Annotated in this window: 23 protein-coding genes; 11 read left to right on the forward strand and 12 right to left on the reverse strand. The window is 76.4% G+C overall.

Annotated features, from left to right (window positions below; genetic code table 11):
* Nucleotides 1–5 precede the first annotated feature (5 nt).
* Nucleotides 6–833, reverse strand: a complete 828-nt coding sequence (gene ddaH, locus ABT093_RS24735; protein ID WP_350568088.1) for a dimethylargininase — start codon at nt 831–833, stop codon at nt 6–8.
* A 270-nt stretch (nt 834–1,103) separates the two neighbouring features.
* Between ddaH and ABT093_RS24740 the strand changes: the two genes are divergently transcribed.
* Complete coding sequence (locus ABT093_RS24740) at nt 1,104–1,886, forward strand: SGNH/GDSL hydrolase family protein (RefSeq protein ID WP_350568091.1); 783 nt, start codon at nt 1,104–1,106, stop codon at nt 1,884–1,886.
* Nucleotides 1,887–1,893: 7 nt separating this feature from the next.
* Here the strand turns inward: ABT093_RS24740 and ABT093_RS24745 are convergent, their stop codons facing one another.
* Nucleotides 1,894–2,271 (reverse strand): DUF2809 domain-containing protein, encoded by a 378-nt coding sequence (locus tag ABT093_RS24745; protein WP_350568094.1) that lies wholly within the window; start codon nt 2,269–2,271, stop codon nt 1,894–1,896.
* Nucleotides 2,272–2,464: 193 nt separating this feature from the next.
* Between ABT093_RS24745 and ABT093_RS24750 the strand changes: the two genes are divergently transcribed.
* Complete coding sequence (locus ABT093_RS24750) at nt 2,465–3,919, forward strand: DUF2252 domain-containing protein (RefSeq protein ID WP_502884309.1); 1,455 nt, start codon at nt 2,465–2,467, stop codon at nt 3,917–3,919.
* A 44-nt stretch (nt 3,920–3,963) separates the two neighbouring features.
* Here ABT093_RS24750 and ABT093_RS24755 read toward each other — a convergent pair whose 3' ends face one another.
* Genes ABT093_RS24755 through ABT093_RS24765 form a run of 3 tightly spaced genes read right to left on the reverse strand, consistent with a single transcriptional unit; the run spans nt 3,964 to nt 6,779 of the window.
* Nucleotides 3,964–4,674, reverse strand: coding sequence for an alpha/beta fold hydrolase (locus tag ABT093_RS24755; protein WP_350568097.1), 711 nt, complete (start codon nt 4,672–4,674; stop codon nt 3,964–3,966).
* A 54-nt stretch (nt 4,675–4,728) separates the two neighbouring features.
* Nucleotides 4,729–6,219, reverse strand: a complete 1,491-nt coding sequence (locus ABT093_RS24760; protein WP_350568100.1) for an MFS transporter — start codon at nt 6,217–6,219, stop codon at nt 4,729–4,731.
* On the reverse strand, nt 6,216–6,779 hold the full coding sequence (locus tag ABT093_RS24765; RefSeq protein WP_350568103.1) for a helix-turn-helix domain-containing protein: 564 nt from the start codon (nt 6,777–6,779) through the stop codon (nt 6,216–6,218). Before ABT093_RS24765 ends, ABT093_RS24760 begins: the two co-directional genes overlap by 4 nt.
* Before the next feature lie 149 nt (nt 6,780–6,928).
* Between ABT093_RS24765 and ABT093_RS24770 the strand changes: the two genes are divergently transcribed.
* Both ABT093_RS24770 and ABT093_RS24775 read left to right on the forward strand, forming a co-directional pair.
* A complete protein-coding gene (locus tag ABT093_RS24770; RefSeq protein WP_350568106.1) occupies nt 6,929–8,272 on the forward strand; it encodes a DUF5685 family protein in 1,344 nt (447 codons plus the stop codon).
* 127 nt (nt 8,273–8,399) lie between these two features.
* Nucleotides 8,400–9,587 carry an alpha/beta hydrolase family protein gene (locus tag ABT093_RS24775; protein ID WP_350568109.1) on the forward strand — a complete coding sequence of 396 codons (1,188 nt, stop codon included), beginning with the start codon at nt 8,400–8,402 and terminating at the stop codon, nt 9,585–9,587.
* Between the two features lie 91 nt (nt 9,588–9,678).
* Here ABT093_RS24775 and ABT093_RS24780 read toward each other — a convergent pair whose 3' ends face one another.
* From ABT093_RS24780 to ABT093_RS24795, 4 genes are read right to left on the reverse strand one after another with little or no spacing between them, the layout of a single operon-like run.
* Nucleotides 9,679–9,858, reverse strand: a complete 180-nt coding sequence (locus tag ABT093_RS24780; protein ID WP_350568112.1) for a hypothetical protein — start codon at nt 9,856–9,858, stop codon at nt 9,679–9,681.
* A gap of 55 nt (nt 9,859–9,913) precedes the next feature.
* Nucleotides 9,914–10,315, reverse strand: coding sequence for a pyridoxamine 5'-phosphate oxidase family protein (locus ABT093_RS24785; protein WP_350568114.1), 402 nt, complete (start codon nt 10,313–10,315; stop codon nt 9,914–9,916).
* 56 nt (nt 10,316–10,371) lie between these two features.
* Nucleotides 10,372–11,010, reverse strand: coding sequence for an MBL fold metallo-hydrolase (locus tag ABT093_RS24790; RefSeq protein WP_350568117.1), 639 nt, complete (start codon nt 11,008–11,010; stop codon nt 10,372–10,374).
* The gene (locus tag ABT093_RS24795) at nt 11,007–12,092 is read right to left on the reverse strand and encodes an S-(hydroxymethyl)mycothiol dehydrogenase (protein WP_350568120.1); all 1,086 of its coding nucleotides are present in this window, start codon (nt 12,090–12,092) and stop codon (nt 11,007–11,009) included. The genes ABT093_RS24790 and ABT093_RS24795 overlap by 4 nt, the downstream gene beginning before the upstream one ends.
* A 410-nt stretch (nt 12,093–12,502) precedes the next feature.
* On the opposite strand from ABT093_RS24795, the gene ABT093_RS24800 reads away from it, so the two are divergent.
* Nucleotides 12,503–13,744, forward strand: coding sequence for a cytochrome P450 (locus ABT093_RS24800; protein ID WP_350568122.1), 1,242 nt, complete (start codon nt 12,503–12,505; stop codon nt 13,742–13,744).
* Nucleotides 13,741–14,004: a ferredoxin gene (locus tag ABT093_RS24805; protein ID WP_350568124.1), complete on the forward strand. Its 264-nt coding sequence runs from the start codon at nt 13,741–13,743 to the stop codon at nt 14,002–14,004. Before ABT093_RS24800 ends, ABT093_RS24805 begins: the two co-directional genes overlap by 4 nt.
* A gap of 59 nt (nt 14,005–14,063) precedes the next feature.
* On the opposite strand, the gene ABT093_RS24810 is transcribed toward ABT093_RS24805, so the two are convergent.
* Nucleotides 14,064–15,317 (reverse strand): phosphotransferase, encoded by a 1,254-nt coding sequence (locus ABT093_RS24810; RefSeq protein ID WP_350568126.1) that lies wholly within the window; start codon nt 15,315–15,317, stop codon nt 14,064–14,066.
* Between ABT093_RS24810 and ABT093_RS24815 the strand changes: the two genes are divergently transcribed.
* Complete coding sequence (locus ABT093_RS24815) at nt 15,282–15,578, forward strand: DUF4262 domain-containing protein (RefSeq protein ID WP_350568129.1); 297 nt, start codon at nt 15,282–15,284, stop codon at nt 15,576–15,578. The two genes, ABT093_RS24810 and ABT093_RS24815, sit on opposite strands and share 36 nt — an antisense overlap.
* 49 nt (nt 15,579–15,627) lie before the next feature.
* Here ABT093_RS24815 and ABT093_RS24820 read toward each other — a convergent pair whose 3' ends face one another.
* Entirely contained in the window at nt 15,628–16,494 is an 867-nt protein-coding gene (locus ABT093_RS24820; protein WP_350568132.1) for a PhzF family phenazine biosynthesis protein, read from the reverse strand.
* 50 nt (nt 16,495–16,544) lie between these two features.
* Entirely contained in the window at nt 16,545–17,642 is a 1,098-nt protein-coding gene (locus tag ABT093_RS24825; RefSeq protein ID WP_350568134.1) for a DUF5937 family protein, read from the reverse strand.
* A gap of 101 nt (nt 17,643–17,743) precedes the next feature.
* Between ABT093_RS24825 and ABT093_RS24830 the strand changes: the two genes are divergently transcribed.
* The 4 genes from ABT093_RS24830 (at nt 17,744) to ABT093_RS24845 (ending at nt 21,776) form a co-directional block, all read left to right on the forward strand.
* Entirely contained in the window at nt 17,744–18,994 is a 1,251-nt protein-coding gene (locus ABT093_RS24830; RefSeq protein WP_350568137.1) for an MFS transporter, read from the forward strand.
* A gap of 109 nt (nt 18,995–19,103) precedes the next feature.
* Complete coding sequence (locus ABT093_RS24835; protein ID WP_350568140.1) at nt 19,104–19,907, forward strand: MBL fold metallo-hydrolase; 804 nt, start codon at nt 19,104–19,106, stop codon at nt 19,905–19,907.
* Nucleotides 19,908–19,912: 5 nt separating this feature from the next.
* Complete coding sequence (locus tag ABT093_RS24840; RefSeq protein WP_502884311.1) at nt 19,913–20,344, forward strand: nuclear transport factor 2 family protein; 432 nt, start codon at nt 19,913–19,915, stop codon at nt 20,342–20,344.
* Nucleotides 20,345–20,519: 175 nt separating this feature from the next.
* Entirely contained in the window at nt 20,520–21,776 is a 1,257-nt protein-coding gene (locus ABT093_RS24845) for an NAD(P)/FAD-dependent oxidoreductase (protein ID WP_350568142.1), read from the forward strand.
* Nucleotides 21,777–21,811: the final 35 nt, after the last annotated feature.

The raw sequence follows: 21,811 nt of genomic DNA on the forward strand, positions 1-21,811 counted from the left end.
CGGGCTCAGGCCGGGCGGAGTTCCAGGGTGCAGCACTTGGGGCCGCCGCCGCCCTTGAGGAGTTCGGAGACGTCCACCGGGACCGGTTCGTAGCCGGCGTCGGCCAGGCGGGCGGCCAGGGACTTCGCGGCCTCCGGGAGCAGCACCCGGCGGCCGTCGGAGACGGCGTTGAGGCCGAACGCCTCGGCGTCCTCCCGCTCGGCGAGGATGGCCTCCGGGTAGAGGCTGCGCAGCAGGGCCTGACTGTCCGGGGTGAACGCCTCCGGGTAGTACATGACCTGGTCGTCGGCGAGCACGGCCAGCGCGGTGTCCAGGTGGTAGAAGCGCGGGTCCACCAGGGTCAGGCTGAGCACCTGGACGCCGAACACCTCCCGGGCCTCGACGTGCGCGGCCGGGTCGGTGCGGAAGCCGGTGCCCGCGAGCACCCGGCGGCCGACCACCAGGTGGTCGCCCTCGCCCTCGTTGACGTGCGCGGCCCGCCGCACCTCCCGGTAGCCGCCGGCCCGGAACCAGGCCTGGTGGGCGTCCGACTCGGCGGCCCGCTCGGGGTGGCGGAAGGTCGCGACCAGCGCCCGGCCGCCGAGCACCGTCGCCCCGTTGGCGGTATAGACCATGTCCGGCAGCCCGGGCACCGGATCGATCAGCTCCACGGTGTGGCCGAGCTCCGCGTACAGCGCGCGCAGCCGCTCCCACTGGCGGACGGCGAGCGCGGTGTCGGTCGGCCGCGTCGGGTCCATCCAGGGGTTGATCGCGTAGTCGACGGTGAAGTACGTGGGCCGGCACATCAGGTAGCGCCGCGGCCTCGCGACGCGCTCCGGGAATCGGTGGGGCATGCGGCGACCTCCGCCATCGAACGGGACTGGAGAACGAACGGGACCGGCGCGGGAGGCGCTCGCCACCGGCGCCCTGCGGGTCCAGAGGGCGGCTGCCCCGGCGACGCCGTTCGCACACCCGCGTGGGAGGACCGGGCGGCGCAGTCCCCCGCGCACCCGGCGCACGGGGGCGCGCATCATTCCGCTGCGACAGCACGTGGCCGATCTCACGTACCGCCACCGGTCACCTACGGTGGCGTAGGTCACTTGAGACAGTGAACTATCTCTTTCATGCCGAACCTCCAGGAGACCCTTGACCTCAATTCGTACGTCGCCCTCGGGGACAGCTTCACCGAAGGGCTGAACGACCCCGCGGCGGACGGTGCCTTCGCCGGCTGGGCCGACCGGCTGGCGGTGCTGCTCGCCGCGGGCCGGCCGCCGGGCGGGTTCCAGTACGCCAACCTCGCGGTGCGCGGCCGGCTGCTGGACCAGATCGTGGCCGAGCAGGTGCCGCAGGTCCGCCGCATCCAGCCGGACCTGGTCACCTTCTGCGCCGGCGGCAACGACATCCTGCGGCCCGGCAGCGACCCCGACGAGGTGGCCGAGCGGTTCGAGGATGCCGTCGCCCAGCTCGCGGACGCGGCGGGCACGGTGCTGATCTGCACCGGCTTCGACACCCGCGGCGTGCCGCTGCTCAAGCACCTGCGCGGCAAGATCGCCACCTACAACGGGCACATGCGGGCCGTCGCCGACCGGCACGGCTGCACGGTGGCCGATCTGTGGTCGCTGCGGGCCGTCCAGGACCGCCGCGCCTGGAGCGAGGACCGGCTGCACCTCTCCCCCGGGGGCCACCAGCGGGTCGCGCTGCTGGCCGCCCGCTCGCTGGGCCTGCGCACCGAGCAGGACCCGGAGGCGCCGTGGCCGTCCGCGCCCGTGCTCTCCGCCGCCGAGCAGCGGCGGGAGAACATCCAGTGGGCGCGCGAGTACCTGCTGCCGTGGGTCGGGCGCCGGCTGCGCGGCGAGTCCTCCGGCGACCACGTCGAGGCCAAGCGGCCCGAGCTGCTGCCACTCTGACGGTCCGTCAGGACAGGGCCCGCCCGGCCGCCCGCGCGCCGTGGTGCGCGAGGGCGGCCAGCGCCGCGCCGACGAGGTACCAGAGCAGGTCCGGCGGGTTGAAGGTGGAGCCGAGCACCAGCCGGGCGAGCGTGCTGCGCCGGGCGAGCCCGTCGGGGACGCCGGTGAGCTGGAACAGCTCGACCGCCCAGCTCAGCCCGGCCGCCCAGGCCGCCGCCGGCCACGGCCGCAGGCGCGGCGCGAGCAGCACCACGAGCGTGTACAGCAGCACGGTGTAGAGGGCGTCGCCCGCGTACTTGGCGGCGTCGCCGCCGGCCACCGCCCGCACCCCGAGCCCCGCCGCCACGGTCAGCCCGGCCACCGCCACGGCCGCTGCCCGCGCCACCCACCGCCTCCGAAGACCGTCCACCACCGCACCCTAGTCGCCCCGGCCCTCGTCGGCGGAACCGTGGCCGGTCCACCCCGCGTCCCTCCCTGCCGACAGGCCGCACAGGCGGCCCGGTAGCCTGCTGGCCGGCCCGTACGCGGCCGGGTCCGTGCAGGCCACGGGCGGGAACGACGGAGAACAGGCGGGCGCAGTGACGCAGCTGACCGAGACGGTGATCGGGTCCGGCATACCGGCGGACGGGGCGGGGGCCGGGCGGGAGCCCGGGCGGCGGTTCACGGTCGAGGGCTTCGCGCCGGGCCACGACGGCGGTGCCCGCGCCCGCGGCAAGGCCCTGCGCGAGCGCAGCCCGCGCGAGCGGCACGCCGAGTTCGCCCCGGCCGCCGACCGTCCGAGCGCCGTCGAGGCGATCGAGGCCTCCAACGCGGGCCGCCTCACCGAGCTGGTGCCGATCCGGCTGGGCCGGATGGCCGCCACCCCGTTCGCCTTCCTGCGCGGTTCGGCCGGCCTGATGGCCGCCGACCTCGCCGCCACGCCGACCAGCGGCACCGTCGCCCAGCTGTGCGGCGACGCGCACGCCGCCAACTTCGGCCTGTACGGCGACGCCCGGGGCCGGCTGGTGATGGACATCAACGACTTCGACGAGACCGTGCCCGGCCCGTGGGAGTGGGACCTCAAGCGCCTCGCCGCGAGCCTGGTGCTGGCCGGCCGGGAGGTGGGCGCCGACGAGACCACCGCCCGCCAGGCCGCCTTCGACGCGGTCGGCGCGTACCGCCGCACCATGCGCACGCTGGCCAAGCTGTCGGCGCTGGACGCCTGGAACGCCGTCGCGGACGAGCAACTGGTCTCCTTCGCCCAGGCGCACGACCTGGCCGAGGTGCTGGAGAAGGTGGCCGCCAAGGCGCTCGGCAACACCAGCGCGCGCTTCGCCGCCAAGTCCACCGTGCGCTCCGAGGACGGCGGCTGGCGGTTCACCGCGGCTCCTCCGGTGCTCGGCGAGGTGGCGGACGCCGAGGCCTCCGCGGTGGCCACCGCGCTCGCCCCGTACGTGCGCACGGTGCCCGCCGAGCTGCACCCGCTGCTGTCCCGCTACCGGGTGCAGGACGTGGCGTTCCGCGTGGTGGGCACCGGCAGTGTCGGCACCCGCTCGTACGTGGTGCTGCTGACCGACCACCGCGAGCAGCCGCTGGTGCTCCAGGTGAAGGAGGCCCGTCCGTCGGTGCTGCTGCCGTACCTGGCCCGGGCCGGGTACCCGGTGACCGCGCCGGACAGCCACGAGGGCCGCCGGGTGGTGCTGGGCCAGAAGCGGATGCAGGTGGTCAGCGACACCCTGCTCGGCTGGACGACCGTGGACGGACTGCCCTACCAGGTGCGGCAGTTCCGCAACCGCAAGGGCAGCGTGGACCCGGCCGCGCTGCTGCCCGCCCAGCTCGACGACTACGCCCGGATCACCGGCGCCCTGCTCGCCCGCGCCCACGCCCACACCGCCGACCCGGGGGTGGTCAGCGGCTACTGCGGCAAGAACGAGGCGCTGGACGAGGCGGTGGCGGCGTTCGCGGTGGCCTACGCGGACCGCACCGAGGCCGACCACGCCGACCTGGTGGCGGCGATCCGGTCGGGCCGGCTTCCGGCCGAGCACGGCGTCTGATCGGTGTTCGGTCGGCGGTTGATCCGCGGTTGATCGGCGTCTGATCAGCCCGCCGGACCGTCACCGCCGGCCGGGTCCAGGAACGGCGCCACCGCCGCGACGAACCCGGCCGGCCGGGTCCGGTGCACCAGGTGCCCGGCCTCGACGGTCACCAGCCGGCAGTCCGCGATCAGCCCGGCCAGCTCGGCCACCCCGGCCTGCGGGACGTGGCTGGCCGCGCCGCCGGCCACCAGCAGGGTGGGCGCGGTGATCGCGGCCATCCCCTCCAGCCAGCGCGGGTCGGGCCGGTCGATCTGCTCCTTGACGGCCCGGACCACCGCCCAGTCGAAGTCCACCGGCCCGTCGGGGGCGTCGGCCACCGGGCTCGCCGGGCGGGGACGCGGGGCGGGGACGTCCTCCAGCACCAGCCGGCCGACGCGTTCGGGCCGCCGCTGGGCGACCAGGTAGGCGACCGCGCCGCCCATCGAGTGGCCGACCAGGTCGGCCCGGGCCAGTCCGAGCGCGTCCAGGAAGGCGAGCACGTCGTCGCGCATCGCCTCCAGCCCGTACCGCCCGGGTCGGCCGCTGTCGCCGTGGCCGCGCTGGTCGAGCGCCAGCACCCGGTGGTGCGGGGCGAGGGCCGGGAGCACCACGTCCCAGTCCGCGGCCCGCTCGCCGAGCGCGTGCAGCAGGACCAGCGGCGGGCCGTCGGCCGGGCCGCTCTCCCGGTAGGCGAGGGAGAGGCCCGGCAGTTCCACCATCCGATGACCGGTCATGCCGACCACGGTAGGCCGGGTCCGGCGTCCACGGACCCCGCGTTCGCCCACCGCTCAACCGGAGGCCCGGGTCTCCTCCCGGGCGGGCTCCGCCGAGGCGGCCTGCGGTGCCGACTCCTCGCGCGCCGTCGCCCGGCCCGCCAGCACCGAGGCCAGCACCGCCAGCGCGGCCACCGCCGCGCAGACACCGCTCGACCAGGCGAACGCCGCCCGGTGCCCGCCGCCCCCGCCGGTCGCCCGCAGGTAGACGCCGGAGAGCGCCGAGACGCCGACCGCCGCCGCGATGCGCTGCGCCATCTGCAGGATCGCCCCGCTCACCCCGGCCGCCTCGGCCGGCGCGTGCCGCAGCACGAAGGCCTGGTTGGACGCCCCCATCAGCCCGATCGAGGCGCCGCCCAGCAGTTGCAGCAGCGCCAGCAGCCAGGGCAGCGAGCCGACCGGTGCCCACATCGCGACCAGGCCGCCGGTCAGCATCGTCAGCGCCGAGCCGGTCATGCCCGCGGTGACGGTCCGCCGGCCGAAGCGCGCCACCACCCGCCAGGCGACCGCCGAGGCGAAGCCCATCGCGACCGCCGAGGGCAGGGCCACCAGGGCCGCGCCGAGCGGCGACAGGCCGAGCCCGTCCTGGAGGAACATCGTGAGCACCAGCCCGGCGGCCAGCGAGGAGCCGAACTGGGCCATCGCCACCGCCGTCCCCAGCGCGTAGGGCGCCGAGCGGGTCAGCGCCGGGTGGATCAGCGGGTGGCCGCCGGCCCGGGCGTAGCGGCGCTGCCACCACGCCAGCGCGCCCAGCAGCAGGGCCGCGGCGGCCGCGAAGCCGAACCAGCCGGCCCAGCCGGGCGGCTGGACGAACGGCAGCATCAGCGCCAGGGTCAGCGCGCCGACCAGCAGGAGTCCGACCAGGTCGAGGTCGGCGTTGCGGGCGGCGGCGCGCGGGCGCGGCAGGTGGCGGGCCGCCAGCCACACGGTGGCGAGCCCGAAGGGGACGTTCAGCAGGAAGGTCAGCCGCCAGCCGTGCTCCGGTCCGACGGCCGCGAGCACCGCGCCGCCGACGGGCGGGCCGAGCGCGAAGGCGAGGCCGCCGGTGACCGCGTACATCCCGAGCGCCCGGGCCCGCAGCTGGCCCTGGAAGACGTCCTGGAGGGTGCCGATCATCTGGGAGTTCACCAGTCCGGCGCCCGCGCCCTGGAGCAGCCGGGACGCGACCAGCATCCAGGGCTCGGTGGCGGTCGCGGAGAGCAGGCTGACCACGGTGAACAGGGCGAGGCCGCCGACGAAGAACCACTTGCGGCCGCGCACGTCGCCGAGCCGCCCGCCGGGGATCAGGGCCAGGCCGAAGGCGAGCGAGTAGCCGGCCACGATCCACTGCAGGTGGGCGGGCTGGGCGTGCAGGGTCTCGCGCAGCGCGGGGATCGAGGTGTTGAGCACCGACTGGTCGAGCAGGGTGGTGAACCCGCCCGCGACGCAGACCATCAGCACCCGCCGCCCGGCCGCGTCGAACCGCTCCTTGACGGGTGCCCCGGGTATCGCGCCGGTCGCGCTCACGGTTCGACCACCACCAGCGCGTACCGGGCCTCGGCCGGGCCGGGGCAGCGGAAGCGGGTGGTCTCGGGGACGAACCGCAGGCAGTCGCCGGCCTCCAGCAGTTGCTCGTCGCCGTCCACGGTCAGTGCCAACCGGCCCTCCAGCAGCCAGAGGTGGTGTTCCCGGCCGGTGTCGCAGGGCTTGTCGTAGGCGATGTCGCCGCCGGCCGGCAGCCGTCCCTCGATCACCTCGGCCCGCAGCGACCCGTGCGGCGGCGAGACGGAGCGCCGGACGAACCCGGTCGCCTCGTCCCGCCAGACCCGCTGGTCCGCCGCCCGCACCAGCCGCGCGGGCGCCGCCTCCACCTCGGCGAGCAGCCGCGACATGCTCCGCCCGTACACGGCGCAGAGCCGTCCGAGCAGCGCCGCCGTCGGGCTGACCTCCGCCCGCTCCACCCGCGACAGCGTGGAGCGGCTGACCTCCGCCCGCCGCGCCAACTCCTCCAGCGTCCACCCGCGTTCGACCCGCAACTCCGCGAGCCGCCCCGCCAACCGCTCGTCGGCGGCCGTGTCGATTCCCATATCCGTGATGCTATCCCGGATCCGGGACGGACGACCGGGCCCGGACGGGGCACGCCGGACCGCCGAGGTTTCCGGGCCGGCGGGGCCGCGATCATATGATGTGCGCGATCACGGGCCCGGATGGCCCACGCGAGACACGGGGGAACCACATGTTCGGCATCATCAGACCGTGCCGCCACCGCCTCTCCGAACGGTTGCAGGCGAGTTGGATGGCCCACCTCTGCGGGCTCTGCCTGGCACTGCGGGACGACCACGGGCAGTTGGCGCGCACCGCCACCAACTACGACGGGCTGATCATCTCGGTGCTGGTCGAGGCGCAGGCCGCCGCCGAGAACGGCACGGGGCGGCGGACCGCCGGGCCCTGCCCGCTGCGCGGCATGCGGACGGCCTCCGTCGCCCGGGGCGAGGGCGCCCGGCTGGCCGCCGCCGTTTCGCTGGCGCTCGCCTCGGTGAAGATCCGCGACCACGTCGAGGACCGGGACGGCGTGTTCGCCCGGCGCTCGGTGGCGGCGGGCGCCCGGGCGGTCACCCGGCGCTGGGACCGCAAGAGCGCGGGCAGCGCCTCGGTGGTCGGCTTCGACACCGCCGTGCTGCTCGACGCGGCCTCCCGGCAGAGCGAGTTGGAGCGGGCACTGCCGGCCGGCGGCTCGCTGCTGCTGGTCACCGAGCCCACCGAGACCGCCACCGCCGCGGCGTTCGCGCACACCGCCGCGCTGGCCGGCCGGCCCGGGAACGCGGCGCCGCTGGCCGAGGCGGGGCGGCTGTTCGGGCGGCTCGCCCACCTGCTGGACGCCGCCGAGGACCAGGCCGCCGACGCCGCGAGCGGCGCCTGGAACCCGCTGACCGCGACCGGCACCGACCGCGCCGAGGCCGAACGGCTCTGCCGGGACGCCGTGCACGGCATCCGGCTCGCCCTGCGGGACGTCGAACTGACCGACCGCACCCTGGTGCACGTCCTGCTCGCGCACGAGACCGAGCGCGCCGTCGAGCGGGTCTTCGGCCGGGCCGGCCACACCGCGTGCCGGGTCAAGGCCGCGGACGGCACCGCACTCACGGCCGTGGACGGCACCGCACTCAGGGCCGTGGACGGCACCCCGCTCACCACCGTGGACGGCACCCCGCGCGCCGCCAACCCGTACCAGGCGCCGCCGCGGCACGACCCCGACCAGCCCCCGCCGCAGGGCCCCGGCGCACCGGTCCCGCCGTGGGTGCCGCAGGGCCCCGGCTTCACCCCGCCCGGCGCCCCGCCGCCCAACCGCCGCAACCTGCTGGCGGGGTGCGCGGCGTGGGCACTGATGGGCTGCACCTGCCAGCTGCTCTGCTGCGAGCACGACCACCCGTTCACGGGCGAGCGCCGCGAGGGCTTCTGCGCCCGGAACGACTGCTGCGACTGCGGCAACTGCTGCGACGCCTGCCAGTGCTGCGGCGAGGGCTCCGACTGCTGCAGCGGCTGTTGCGACTGCGGTGACTGCAGCTGCGGCTGCGACTGCTGAGCCCACAGGGGGAGCCGGCCCCGGTCCGACGGCGGTACGCCGCGGCGGGCCTCTCCCCCTCGCGGCGTACCGCCGTTCCACCGGCGGAGCGACGTGCCGGGGCCGGGAGCGAACCTAACGTGGCGTCATGTCGAAGAAGCGACGGTGGCGTTCCGCCGCCCTGACGATCGCGTCCACCACCCTGGTCCTGGCCGGCCCGGCCTCCGCGCTGGCCGCCGCGGCCCCGGCCGCTCCCCCGGCCGCCACGGCGGAGGCCGGCGCCGCCCGCGCCGGCGCACCGCACGTCCCCGCCCCGACCGCGCACCGGCCGGTGGGGACGAAGTCCGTCCACCTGGTCGATCCCGGCCGGCCCGATCCGTGGCGCGCCGACACCCCGACGCGCGAGCTGATGGTCACCTTCTGGTACCCCGCGCAATCCGCCCGGGGACCCCGTGCGCCGTACGTCTCGGCGGAGTTGTCCCGGGCACTGTACGGTCTCGACCAGCCCGCCGCGCTGCGGACCGGAGCGGTGGCCGACGCCCGGCCGGCCGCCGGCCGGCATCCGCTGGTCCTGCTCTCCCCCGGCTTCGGCATGAGCCGCAGCACGCTCACCGCCCTCGGCGAGGAGTTCGCCTCCCGGGGCTACGCGGTGGCCGCTGTCGACTCCACCTACGAGACCTCGGTGGAGTTCCCCGGCGGCCGCATCGAGTCCTGCCAGGCGTGCGGACAGGAGCAGACGGACCCGGAGTTCGGCGCGAAGTCGTCCCGCGCCCGGGCCGCCGACCTGCGCTTCGTGATCGACCGGCTGACCGCGCCCGGGCACGGCGGCCCGGTCCGCGGCCTGAGCATCGACGCCTCGCGGATCGGCGCCGCCGGGCACTCGATCGGCGGGGCGGCCGCCCTGGAGGCGATGCGCGAGGACCCGCGGATCAAGGCCGCCGCCAACCTGGACGGCAGCATCTGGATCCCGGCCGGGGACGACACCGGGCGCCCGGCGCTGCTGTTCAGCGCCGGAGTGGGCGCCTCACCGGAGTCCACCCGGAACTGGGAGGACAACTGGAAGCGGTTCACCGGCCCCCGCTACTGGGTGGACCTGCCCACCGGTGGGCACCTGTCCTTCTCCGACGAGCACTGGATGGTCGACGACCTCCACCTGGAGGACCACCTGCCGCCCGGGTACTACCAGGAGACCTTCGGCTCCGTCGACAGCCGCCGCTCACTGGCCGCCACCCGCGCCTACCTCGGCGCGTTCTTCGACCGGCACCTGCTCGGCCGTCCGGCCCCGCTGCTCGACCGGCCCTCGCCGCGGTTCCCCGAGGTCCGCTTCGCCAAGTAGCCCACGGGGCACGGGAATCCTTTCCGGGTCGCCCGTCCGCGCGCCGCGCTGCCACAGCGGCAGCACCGCGACGCGCGCGGCCGGGCGGCGCTCATCCATCGCGACCCGGCGCCGTTCTCGCCGCCGGCACCGTCACGCCGCGGCGGTCCGCCGCCAGCGAGTCCTCCAGCCGGGCCAGCAGCACCCGGAACCGGTCCGTGTCCTCGGCCGTCATCCGGCCGCCCTCGGCCGGGGCCCGCACGCCCCGGTCCCCCGTCGTTCCCTCGTTCATGCCCCGACGGTAGAGCGTGACGATCAACGCCGGATAAACGGAACCCCGCCCGCCCTCAGGCCCGGCCGAGGACGCGGTCCACCGTGATCTCGATGACCACCCGGTCCGGATTCACCCGCGGCTCGCGGTAACGCTCGGCGTACCGCCGCTCCGCCTCGGCCACCGCCTCCGGCGCGTCCCGGACCACGGCCACGCCCTCCAGCGTCGACCAGCGCGCCCGGTCCACCTGGCAGACCGCCACCCGCTGCCCGTCCGCTCCGGCGGCCAGCACATTGCGCACCTTCCGGCTGGTGCGGCTGCTGATCACCCGCGCGACACCGCTCTCCGGGTCGTACGTCACCCCCACCGGCACCACGTGCGGCGAGCCGTCCGGACGCCGGGTGGTCAGGGTGGAGATGTGCCGCTCCCGCCAGAAGGCGAGGAAGGCGTCGTCGAGCGCGCGCGGATCATGGGCCATGCCCGCGATCGTACGTGCCCGGGCCCGGCGGCCGGCCGCCGGGCCCGGGACCCTGATCAGTGCCCGCGGGCGATCCACTCCGGGAGCGCCGGGGCCTCGGCGCCGATGGTGGTCGGGTCGCCGTGGCCGGTGCGCACCACGGTGTCCGGGGGCAGGGTGAGCAGGCGCTCGCGGATGGAGTCGATGATGGTCGGGAAGTGCGAGAACGAGCGGCCGGTGGCGCCCGGGCCGCCGTGGAAGAGGGTGTCGCCGGTGAACACCGTGCCGAGGTCCGGGGCGTACAGGCAGACCGCGCCGGGGGCGTGGCCGGGCGTGTGCAGGACGGTCAGCGCGGTGCCGGCGACCTCGATCCGCTGACCGTCGGCGAGTTCGCCGTCCGGCAGGCGGTCCGGGTGGGTGAGCTTCCACAGCGGCAGGTCGTCCGGGTGGAGCAGCACCGGCGCGCCGGTGCGCGCGGCCAGCTCCGGGGCGGCGTCGATGTGGTCGTTGTGGGCGTGGGTGGAGACGATGGCGAGCAGCCGGCGCCCGGCGAGCGCCTCCTCGATCGCCGCGGCGTCGTGGGCCGCGTCGATCACCACGGCCTCGGCGTCGTCGCCGACGATCCAGACGTTGTTCTCCACCTCCCAGCTGCCGCCGTCGAGTTCGAAGGTTCCGGCGGTGACGAGCCGGTCGACGCGGGCGGTTGCGGCGCTCACAGGACCACCACCGAACGGAGCACGTCGCCGTGGTGCATGCGCTCGAACGCCTGCTCCACCGCGTCCAGGCCGATGGTCTCGCTGACGAAGGCGCCGAGGTCCAGGCGGCCCTGGAGGTAGAGGTCGATCAGCATCGGGAAGTCCCGCGAGGGCAGGCAGTCGCCGTACCAGGAGGACTTCAGCGCGCCGCCGCGGCCGAACACGTCGAGCAGCGGGAGCTCCAGCTTCATCTCCGGCGTCGGCACGCCGACCAGCACGACGGTGCCGGCGAGGTCGCGGGCGTAGAAGGCCTGCTGGTACGTCTCCGGGCGGCCGACCGCCTCGACGACCACGTCCGCGCCGTGACCGCCGGTCAGCTCGCGGATCGCCTCCACCGGGTCGGTGTTGCGGGAGTTGACGGTGTGGGTGGCGCCGAGCTTCTCGGCGGTGGCGAGCTTGCGGTCGTCGATGTCCACCGCGATGATCTTCGCCGCGCCGGCCAGCCGGGAGCCCAGCACGGCCGCGCCGCCGACGCCGCCGCAGCCGATCACCGCGACCGTGTCGCCCCGGCCCACGTTGCCGGTGTTGATCGCGGCGCCGATGCCCGCCATCACGCCGCAGCCGAGCAGCCCGGCGACGGCCGGGTCGGCGGCCGGGTCCACCTTGGTGCACTGGCCGGCGGCGACCAGGGTCTTCTCGGCGAACGCGCCGATGCCCAGGGCCGGGGACAGCTCGGTGCCGTCCAGCAGCGTCATCTTCTGCTTGGCGTTGTGGGTGTTGAAACAGTACTGGGCCCGCCCCCGCTTGCAGGCGCGGCACTGGCCGCAGACGGCGCGCCAGTTGAGGACGACGAAGTCGCCGGGCGCGACCTCGGTGACGCCCTCGCCGACGGTCTCCACGATGCCCGCGGCCTCGTGGCCGAGCAGGAACGGGAACTCGTCGTTGATCCCGCCCTCGCGGTAGTGCAGATCGGTGTGGCACACGCCGCAGGCCTGGATCCGCACCACGGCCTCGCCCGGCCCGGGGTCGGGCACGACGATCGTCGTGACCTCCACGGGCGCGCCCTTGGCGCGTGCGATCACTGCCTTGACCTGCTGGGCCATCCGGTTCCACCTCCGTCGGCCGGTGCCACTCTGCACCGGCTTGACCTGCGTCGACGCGAGTCGGGTGACTCGCCCACGAAGCGTATCGCCCGCGCCGCCGGGCGGCCGGGGAGCCTCCCGGGTGATCCGGCTCACCGGGGGCACCCGCCGCGCCGCGGACGCCGGGGGCGCGGCACGGGGCGTGCGGCTACCGCCGAGCGCCCCGGTCAGGCGCCGCACTCTCGGCGCACCCGCCCCTCCCGGCCGTTGGCTGGAATCCTCGCTGTCTGTGGCCCCTCGGCCACGTACGGTCGAAGCGAACCCGGCCGCTCCGGCACCTGTCGGCCGTCCCCGCCCGTCCCCCGCGCACCACCGGATCCACCCCCCGCAGGCCGCCTCCGCGCGGCCACCCCCTGGAGTCTGGAGTACGGATGTCCGCCGAGAACCGCGCGACCGGTGCCGGAACCGGTACCGCCACCGACCCCGGCACGGCCCGGGCCGTGCTGCCCCCGCTGCACTGCCTGCGCCTGCTCGCCCCCGGCCCGCCCCGGCTGGCCGCCCTGCCCACCGGCACCCCGGTCTGGCTGATCAGCCGGCACGCCGAGGTCCGGCAGGTGCTCACCGACCCGCGCCTGGGCCGCGCCCCGCTCTACGCGCCGGACGCCCCGCCGGTCACCCGCGTCCCCAACCTGCTCGACGACCCGACCGCGCTGCTCAACATCGACGGCGTCGAGCACCAGCGGCTGCGCCGCACCGTGCAGCGCGCCTTCACCCCGCGCGCGATCGCCCGGTGGCGCCCCTGGGTCGCCTCGGTCGTCGACGGCCTGATCGACGAGCTGATCGACCGGGGCTCGCCCGCCGACATCGTCGCCGGCTACACCCGCCCGCTGCCGATCGCCGTGATCGGCCGGCTGATGGGCCTGGACCTCCTCGACAGCAGGCGCATCGAGCACTGGAGCGACCACGCCCTGGCCACCACGGCCTACACCGCGCAGGCCGTGCGCGCGGCGATGGAGGAGTTCGCCGCCTTCGGCGCCGAGGTCATCGCCGAGCGCCGCGCCGCACCCGGCGACGACCTGGTCAGCAGCCTGCTCGCGGCCGCCGACGACACCCCCGGCATCACCGAGGAGCAGATCGTCACGCTCGTCGTCGGCCTGGTGGTGGCCGGGCACGAGACCACCATGACCTCGCTCGGCAACGCCCTGGTCTACCTGCTCGGCGACGGCCGGGACGCCTGGCACCGGCTCGCCTCCGACGAGCAGAGCGCGGCCGCCGCCACCGAACAGCTGCTGCGCGCCGTCCCGTTGGGCGACGCCGACACGATGCCCGGCCTGCTGCGCCGGGTGGTCGAGGACGTCGAGATCGGCGGGGTGCGGATCCCCGCCGGCAGCGTCGTCGCCGCGGACGTCACCGCCGCCAACAGCGACCCCGGGGTGTTCACCGGGGACCTGCTGACCGAGCTGTTCTCCCCGCTCGCCGCGCCGACGTACACCTTCGGGGCCGGGCCGCACCACTGCCTGGGCGCCTGGCTGGCCCGGATGGAGCTGGAGCTCGCGCTGCACCGGCTGGCCCGCCGGCTGCCCGGGCTGCGGCTCGCCGCGCCCGGGGAGCCGGTGGACTGGCGGAGCGGTCTGCTGACCCGCAGCCCGCAGCGTCTGGAGGTCGTCTGGTGACGGATCCGCGGACCGCACCCGCCGTCATCGTCCAGGTCGACCGCGACCGCTGCATCGGCTCGGGCATGTGCGCGCTCACCGCGCCCGGGTCGCTGACGCTCGGCACCGACGGCCTGGCCCGCCCGCTGCGCGAGCAGCCGACCGGCGCCGCCGGCGAACCGCTCACCCCGGAGCTGGCCGAGGCCGTCGACTACTGCCCGGTCGAGGCGCTCAGCCTGTACGGCGCCCACGACGGCCGCCGGATCAGCCCGGGCGGCTGACGCCCCGCTCCCGGCCGACGCCCCGGCACCGCGTGCCGGGGCGTCGGCCGGGCCTGCGGCTACCCCCGCGCCGCCTCCAGCGCGCGCCGGACCTCGCCCGCCGGATCGCCCTCGTGGTACGGGCGCTCGCTGTCCTCGATGTGGTCCAGGAACTCCTGGTACCGCAGCGCGTACCCGAGGTGGTGGAGCGGCCCGGCCAGCTCCAGTGCCCGCTCCGGAGCGCTTCCCGGCACCCGCGCGCGCCAGGCGTCCGCCCACACCCCGGCCAGCTGCGCCCACCGCTCCTCGTCGACGAAGGCGCGCGGCCGCAGGCCGTCCATGACCGGGTGGCCCAGGCAGGCGTCCGCGTAGTCGATGGCCACCAGGCCGCTGCCGCTGCCACCACCGCCGTCGCCGGAGCGCCAGTTGCCGGGGTGGAAGTCGCCGTGCACCGCGGTCTCGGGCAGCCCGCAGGCGGCCAGCTCCTCGACCAGCGCGGGCAGCCGGGCCGCCAGCGCCCGGGCGGCGGCGAGCTCCCCGGCCGTCAGGTCCGACTCGCCCTCCAGCCGGTCGAGCAGGGCCGGGACGGCGGCGGCCAGCGCCCGCGGGGTACGGTCGCGCAGCCCGGCCGCGGCGGCCCGGCCGTCGGCCGCGAGCGCGGCCAGGGCGGCGCCCAGCCGCGGCACGATGTCCGCCACCTCCGCCGCCGCCGGGCCCCAGCAGTCCTCCCCGGGCACCTCGTCCAGCAGCACCCGCCCCCGCTCCGGGTCGGCGGCGAGCACGGACGGCACCAGCGCCGGGTCGGCCGCGCCGAACAGCGCGACGGCCTCCGCCTCCCGGGCGTTGAACGCCGGGTTGATCACCTTCAGCCAGACCGGCCCGCCGGCCGTCGGCAGCCGCAGCAGCCCGGACAGGTTCCACGTCCGCACCTGCTCGGCCCGCCCGGTGACCGGCCGTCCGGCCGCCGCCAGCGCCTCCCGCGCCCACCGCACCGCCGCCCGCAGCCCCTCCGGCGTGGCCCAGCCCGCCCGCCGTTCGGCCGGTCCCAGCAGCGCCCCTGTGACGGCGTCCAGCGGGCGCGCCGCCCACCCGCCGGGCCGCTCCCACGCCTCGACGTGGTACACCGTGTGCCCGCCGCTGCCGCCCTCCCCGCCGGTCACCCCGACGAGCCGGACCACCGCCACCGGCACCCCGGCCTCCGCCGAGACCCGGCCGACCACCGGCCCGACCGACGACCACCACGGCTCCCCCACCTCGAAGGGGCCCACCGGCCCCAGGTAGTCGCCGCCGTGGGTGAGATGGACGCTGACCGTCCGACCGTTCGCTCGATTCACCGGGGCAGGGTCCCGCACCCGCCCCGTCCGCGCGACCCATTTTCCGCCCGCACCCGCCCGTACCACCCCGGCTGCCACCGGCCGCTGCTCGGCACGGCCGTCGGCTTCTACCGCCGCGGCCCCGTCCCGGTGCGCCGACTGGTCTGGCCGCACCGGGAGCACCACTGGCCCTGGGACCCGGACGCCTCCCCCCGGCTGCCGGGCCCAGCCCCGCCTCCGGCTGCCGGTGGACGCCCACCCGCCGGGCGTCTGGACGGATGAAGCGGCGGAGGCCGGGGCAACGCCCTGAGACCGCCCCGGCCCGGCCGCCCTACGGGATGGCCACCGCCGCGCCGGAGACGCGGACCCGCGGGGCCGCCGAGCGCAGGTCGACGTGCAGGAGGGCGGGGCGGCCGAGGTCCTCGCCCTGGTGGAGGGTGACGGTGGCCGGCGCGCCGTCGGGGTCGAGGTCGCGCAGGTAGGCGCCGAAGGCGGCGGCGGCCGCGCCGGTGGCCGGGTCCTCGACGACGCCGCCGACCGGGAAGGGGTCGCGGACGTGGAAGACGTCGGGGGCGGCGCGCCAGACCAGCTGGAGGGTGGTCAGGTCACGGGCGGTCATGAAGGCGGCGAGGCCGTCGAAGTCGTAGGCGAGCCGGGCCAGCCGCTCTCGGGTGGCGGCGGCCAGCACCAGGTGGCGGGCGCCCGCGTAGGCGCAGCGGGGCGGCAGCGCCGGGTCGAGGTCCTCGGCCGCCCAGCCGAGCAGTGCGAGCGCCTCGGCGACGTCCGCCGCGTCCACCGCCTCGACGTGCGGCTCCACGCTGGTGAGGGTGGCGCGCAGGCCGCCGTCCGCGTCCTTCACCACCTCGACCGGCACCTCGCCCGCTTGGGTGGCGAAGCGGTAGTGGCCGGGGCCGACCCGTTCGGCCAGGGCCACGGCGGAGGCGACGGTGGCGTGGCCGCAGAACGGCACCTCGGCCAGCGGGCTGAAGTAGCGCACGGTGTGGCCGCCGTCGGGGCCGGGCGTCAGAAACGCCGTCTCCGAGTAGCCCAGCCCGGCGGCGACGGCGAGCATCCGCTCGGCGGAGAGACCGGCGGCGTCGAGCACCACGCCCGCCGGGTTCCCGCCGCCGGGGTCGGTGGCGAAGGCGGCGTAGCGGAGGATCTCGGGTGCGCCGGGAGCGGCGTCGTCACTGGTCATGACGGCTCGAACGCCGCCCGCCCCACCCGTGTTCCCCGTCACCTTCCCGTTCACCGCAGCACCGCCTCCAGCAGGTCGGTGCCGAGCCGGGCGCCGACGGCCAGGTCGAGCTGGTAGAGCATGTAGCGCCCGCGCCGATGGGTGGTCAGCAGCCCGGCCTTGCGCAGCACCGCCAGGTGCCGGGACACCTCCGGCGCGCTGAGCTGCCAGGCGGAGGCGAGTTCGCCGGTGGTGTGCGGCCCGCGCGCGATGGTGCGGGCGAGCCGCAGACGGACGGGGTGGGCGAGCGCCTCCAGCCGCCGCTGGACCAGCGCGAGCGAGACCGGTTCGGGCAGGCCCTCCTCGGCGACGGGGTACTGCACCACCGGGCGCCAGCCGGGTGCGGAGACCACCAGCAGGTGCGGGCGGCCGAACGCGGTCGGCACGAAGGTGACGCCGCCGGCGGCGGTCCCGCTGGTGGTGTTGTCCTGGAGCTTGTCGACGACGATCCGGCGCCGTCCCTCGCCGGCGTCCTCCAGCGCCACCGAGGAGGAGACGGCGGCCAGCGCCTCGGCCGCGCCGTGCCGCACCAGCAGGTCGGTCTTGCGGCGGGCGTCGGCGGCCAGTTCGGGCAGCACCCGGCGCCAGGCGTCGGCGAAGAACGCGTCCGCGCAGTCCTCCAGCATCCGCCGCACCAGTGCCCGCACGGCGGGCGGGTCGGTGAGCAGCCGGTCGGCGAACTCGGCCTGCCGGGGTCCCCGGGCGAGCGCGAGTTCCCGGGCGCGTTCCTGCGCCCGCGGGTCGGTGAGCGGCGAGGCGAAGCGGTGCGCGAGCCGGGAGGCGCCGCAGGTCATCACCAGGGCGGCGCGGACGTACTGCTCGTCGTCGATCCGGTCGACGGCGTCCAGCTCCTCGGCGAGGGTGGCGCCGGGCAGGCCGGGGACGAGGAAGTCGGCGCGCGAGGAGCGCCAGACGAAGTCGGCCTCGGCGAGCCGCTCGGCGAGCGCGGGCGGCACGGCGGCCGTGGTGCTCGCCGCCCAGCCGTGCAGGTCGGGGTGGTGCGCCGGTTCGGCGAGCACGTGCAGCATCGCGCTGAGCTCGGCCAGCGGTGAGGGGGTGAACAGCAGGCGCTCGTCGGGCAGGCCGGTGATGTCGATGGTCAGGCTCACGGATCCGATCCTGTCACCTGCGCCGATGCCGCCCGGCGCTGATTGACGGGACTCGTCAATCGGCGTGCCCGCGGGCCGGGAGCGGGCGGACGGTACCGCTCATGACCCTGATCGAGGACCCGAAGCGGCACCACCCCACGCCTCCCCCCGATTCCCGCGGCGGGCCGGCCGCCCTGCTCGGCCTGCTCACCGCCGCCGGCGGCCCGCGCTACGCGGCCGCGCTGGTGGTGGACGCCCTCGGCACCGGCCTGCTGCGGCCGTTCCTGCTGCTCTACGGCGTCGGCGTGCTCGCCCTGGACGCGGGCGCGGCGGGCCTGGCGATGTCCGCCGGCATGGTCGCCGGGCTGCTGGTCATCCCGCTGACCGGCCGCTGGATCGACCGGGGCGCGCGCAGCCTGCCGGCGGCGGCGACCCTGCTGGTCCGGGCGGCCGGGTCGGTGGTGCTGCTGCTGGCCGACGGGATGGCCGGGTTCGCGGCGGCGGCCGTGCTGCTCGGCGTGGGCGGCCAGTCCTGGCCCGCCACCCACGCCGCCGTGGTCTCGACGCTCACCGAGGGCCGTACCCGGGACGCCGCGCTGGCGGCCGGGCGGACGCTGCGCAACGCCGGGCTGGGCGCTGGCGCGCTGCTGGCCACCCTCGCGGTGGCGGGCGGCACGGGCGCGCTGCGGCTGCTCGCCGGGGTGACCGGGGCGGCCTGCCTGCTCGCGGCTGCGCTGGTGCACTCGTTGCGGGTGACCGCTCCCCAGGCGCCGCCGGCCCCCGCCGGGACCGAGCGCGCCGACGGCCCGGCGCTGCGCCGGATCACCCTGCTCAGCGTGGCCAACCTGCCGTTCGCCTTCGCCTTCGACGTCCTGGAGGTGGCCCTGCCCGCCCTGCTGGTGCTGCACCTGCACGCCTCGGCGGCGTGGTCCTCGGGGGTGTTCGTGGGCAACACGGTGCTGGTGATCACCCTCCAGCTGGCCGTGGTGGTCCGCCTCGCCGGCCGGGCCCGGCACCTGGTGCTGGCCGCCGGCGGCGCCGCGCTCGCCCTCTCCTACCTGGGCTTCTGGGGAGCCGGGGCGCTCGGTGGCACGGCCGGGGCGGCCGGGGTGGCGGCGGTGTCGGTCCTCTTCACGCTTGGCGAGATCCTCTACACCGGCTCGGGCACCGCGCTGGTCGCGGCGAGCGCCCCGCCGCACCTGCTCGGCCGGGCGCTGGCCCGCTGGGAGCTCTCGTCGGGCGTCGGCCGGGCCGCGGCACCGGCCGCCCTGACCGCCCTGCTGGCCGTCGGCCCGCACGCGCTGTGGCCCGTCCTCGCCGCCACCACCCTGCTCGCCGCGGCCGCCGTCGCCCGCCTCCGTCCGGGCCGCTGACCAGGCTCGTCCCGTTCCCGGGGTGCGAGCGCCCGCCCGGTCGCCGATGCTGGGCGGCGAGGCACCCGCACCCGCGCGCGCCGGTCCCGGCCCCGAGGAAGGACACAGCATGAGCGCCCTCGACTTCGAGGTCATCGACAGCCCGGACAGCTCGCTCAACAAGACCTCCGTGCTGGTCACCGGGCCGCAGGACGCGCTGCTGGTGGACGCCGGGTTCACCCGGTCCGACGGGCGTCGGCTGGCGGAGCGGGTGAAGGCCAGTGGCAAGCGGCTGACCACGGTGTTCGTCAGCCACGGCGACCCGGACTTCTACTTCGGCGCCCAGGAGGTGCAGGACGTCTTCCCGCAGGCCCGGTTCCTGGCCACCGCGTCGACCGTCGAGCACATCCAGGAGACCTACGAGGCCAAGCTGCGGGCCTGGGCGCACCTGGGGCCCGAGCTGCCGACCCGGCTGGTGCGCCCGGAGGTGCTGCGCGGCGACGAGCTGGTCTTCGAGGGGCACCGCTTCGAGCTGCGCGGGGCGGACTTCCACCTGCCGGACCGGCACTACCTGTGGCAGCACCACCACCGCACGGTGCTCGGCGGCGTCCTGCTGTTCCAGGGGCTGCACGTGTGGACGGCGGACACGCCGACGCCGGAGGAGCGGGCGGCCTGGATCGACCTTCTGGACGGCATGGCGGCGCTGGAGCCGGCCTTCGTGGTCGCCGGGCACCGGACGGCGGACGCGCCGACCGACACCTCCTCGATCGACCACACCCGGGACTACCTGCGGGCCTTCGAGACGGAGGTCGGCCGGGCGCCGGACGCGGCGGCGGCCCGCGCGGCCCTGGAGCACCGCTTCCCCGGGCTGGGCATGACGCTGGCGGTCGACCTCGGCACCAAGGTCGCCAAGGGCGAGCTGAGCTGGGGCTGAGCACGGTGATCGAGATCCCGCGGTCCCAGGCCGCGTTCGCGGAGTCCGACGCCCCGGCCGACGTGGTGCGCCGCCAGTACCTGGCCTCGGCGCGCGGCGACCTGGGGGCGCTGCGGGCGACCCTCGCCGACGACGTGGAGTGGACGGAGATGGCGGGCTTCCCGCTGGCCGGCACCTACCGCACGCCCAAGGGCGTCACCGGCGGGGTGATGGAGCGGCTGTCCGCCGACTGGGAGGACTGGGCCGCGCACGACGACCGGTACGTGGTGGCCGGCGAGGACGTGGTGGTGCTGGGCCGGTACACGGCGGTGCACAAGGCCACCCGGCGGCCGCTGTCCGTGCGGATGGTGCACCACTTCACGGTGCGCGGCGGGCGGATCGTGCGGTTCGAGCAGTTCACCGACACCGCGCTGGTCCGGGACGCGATGACGCCCTGACCGCTCCCCGCCCCCGTGCCGCTCGGCCGTCCCGGTCCCCCTGTCCCGCTCCCCCCTGTCCCGCTCGTGTCACCCGTTCGGGGGAGCCGCGGCGGCGCGCCGGACGCGCTCTCGACAGCCCCCGCGCCCGGCGGCAGGCTGTCCGTGATTTCCGCCGGAGAACGAGGAGTTCACCATGAGCACGGACAGCACAGGCACCGCGGGCGGCGGGCGGGAGCGCCCCTTCGTGATCGTCGGCGCCTCGCTCGGGGGCGCGAAGGCCGCGCAGGCGCTGCGCGAGGCCGGCTACACCGGCGGCATCGTGCTGATCGGCGCCGAGCACGAGCGCCCGTACGAGCGTCCGCCGCTCTCCAAGGGCTACCTGCTCGGCAAGACCGCCCGGGAGAAGATCTACGTCCACCCGCCGCAGTGGTACGCCGACCACGACGTGACCCTGCGGCTGGGCACGGCGGTGGTCGCCGTCGACCCGGCGGCGCACACGGTGACGCTGGCCGACGACGGCCGGGTGGAGTACGCGAAGCTGCTGCTGACCACCGGCTCGGTGCCGCGCCGGCTGCCGGTCCCCGGCGCCGGGCAGGAGGGCGTGCACTACCTGCGGCGGGTGGAGGACAGCGAGCGGATCCGCAAGGCGTTCCGCGCGGGCGCCCGGGTGGTGGTGATCGGCGCGGGCTGGATCGGGCTGGAGACCGCGGCCGCGGCGCGGGCGGCGGGCGCCGAGGTGACGGTGCTGGAGGCGGCCGAACTGCCGCTGCTGCGGGTGCTGGGCCGCGAGGTGGCGCAGGTCTTCGCCGACCTGCACCGCGACCACGGGGTGGACCTGCGGTTCGGCGTCCAGGTCACCGAACTGACCGGCGAGAACGGCCGGGTGACCGGCGTCCGGCTGGCCGACGGGACGGCGGTGGCGGCGGACGCCGTGGTCGTCGGCATCGGCATCGCCCCCGACACCTCGCTCGCCGAGGCGGCCGGCCTGGAGGTCGACAACGGCATCAAGACCGACGAGCACCTGCGCACCTCGGACCCGGACATCCACGCGGCCGGCGACGTCGCCAACGCCTACCACCCCCTGTTCGGCCGCCACCTGCGCGTCGAGCACTGGGCGAACGCCGTCAACCAGCCCCAGACCGCCGCCCGCGCGATGCTCGGCGAGGACGCCGTCTACGATCGCGTCCCCTACTTCTTCACCGACCAGTACGACCTGGGCATGGAGTACGTCGGCTGGGTCGAGCCCGGCGGCTACGACCGGGTGGTGTTCCGCGGCGACCCGGCCACCCGCGAGTTCATCGCCTTCTGGCTCTCCGAGAACCGCGTCCTGGCCGGCATGAACGTCAACGTCTGGGACGTCACCGACCCGATCCGCACCCTCGTCCGCTCCGGCCGCACCGTCGACCCCAAAGCCCTCGCCGACCCGGACGTCCCCCTCACCGACCTCTGACCGGGGCCGGGGCCGGGGCCGGGAGAGCCGGACGG

The sequence above is a fragment of the Kitasatospora sp. NPDC002551 genome, assembly GCF_040296005.1.
GTDB lineage: Bacteria > Actinomycetota > Actinomycetes > Streptomycetales > Streptomycetaceae > Kitasatospora.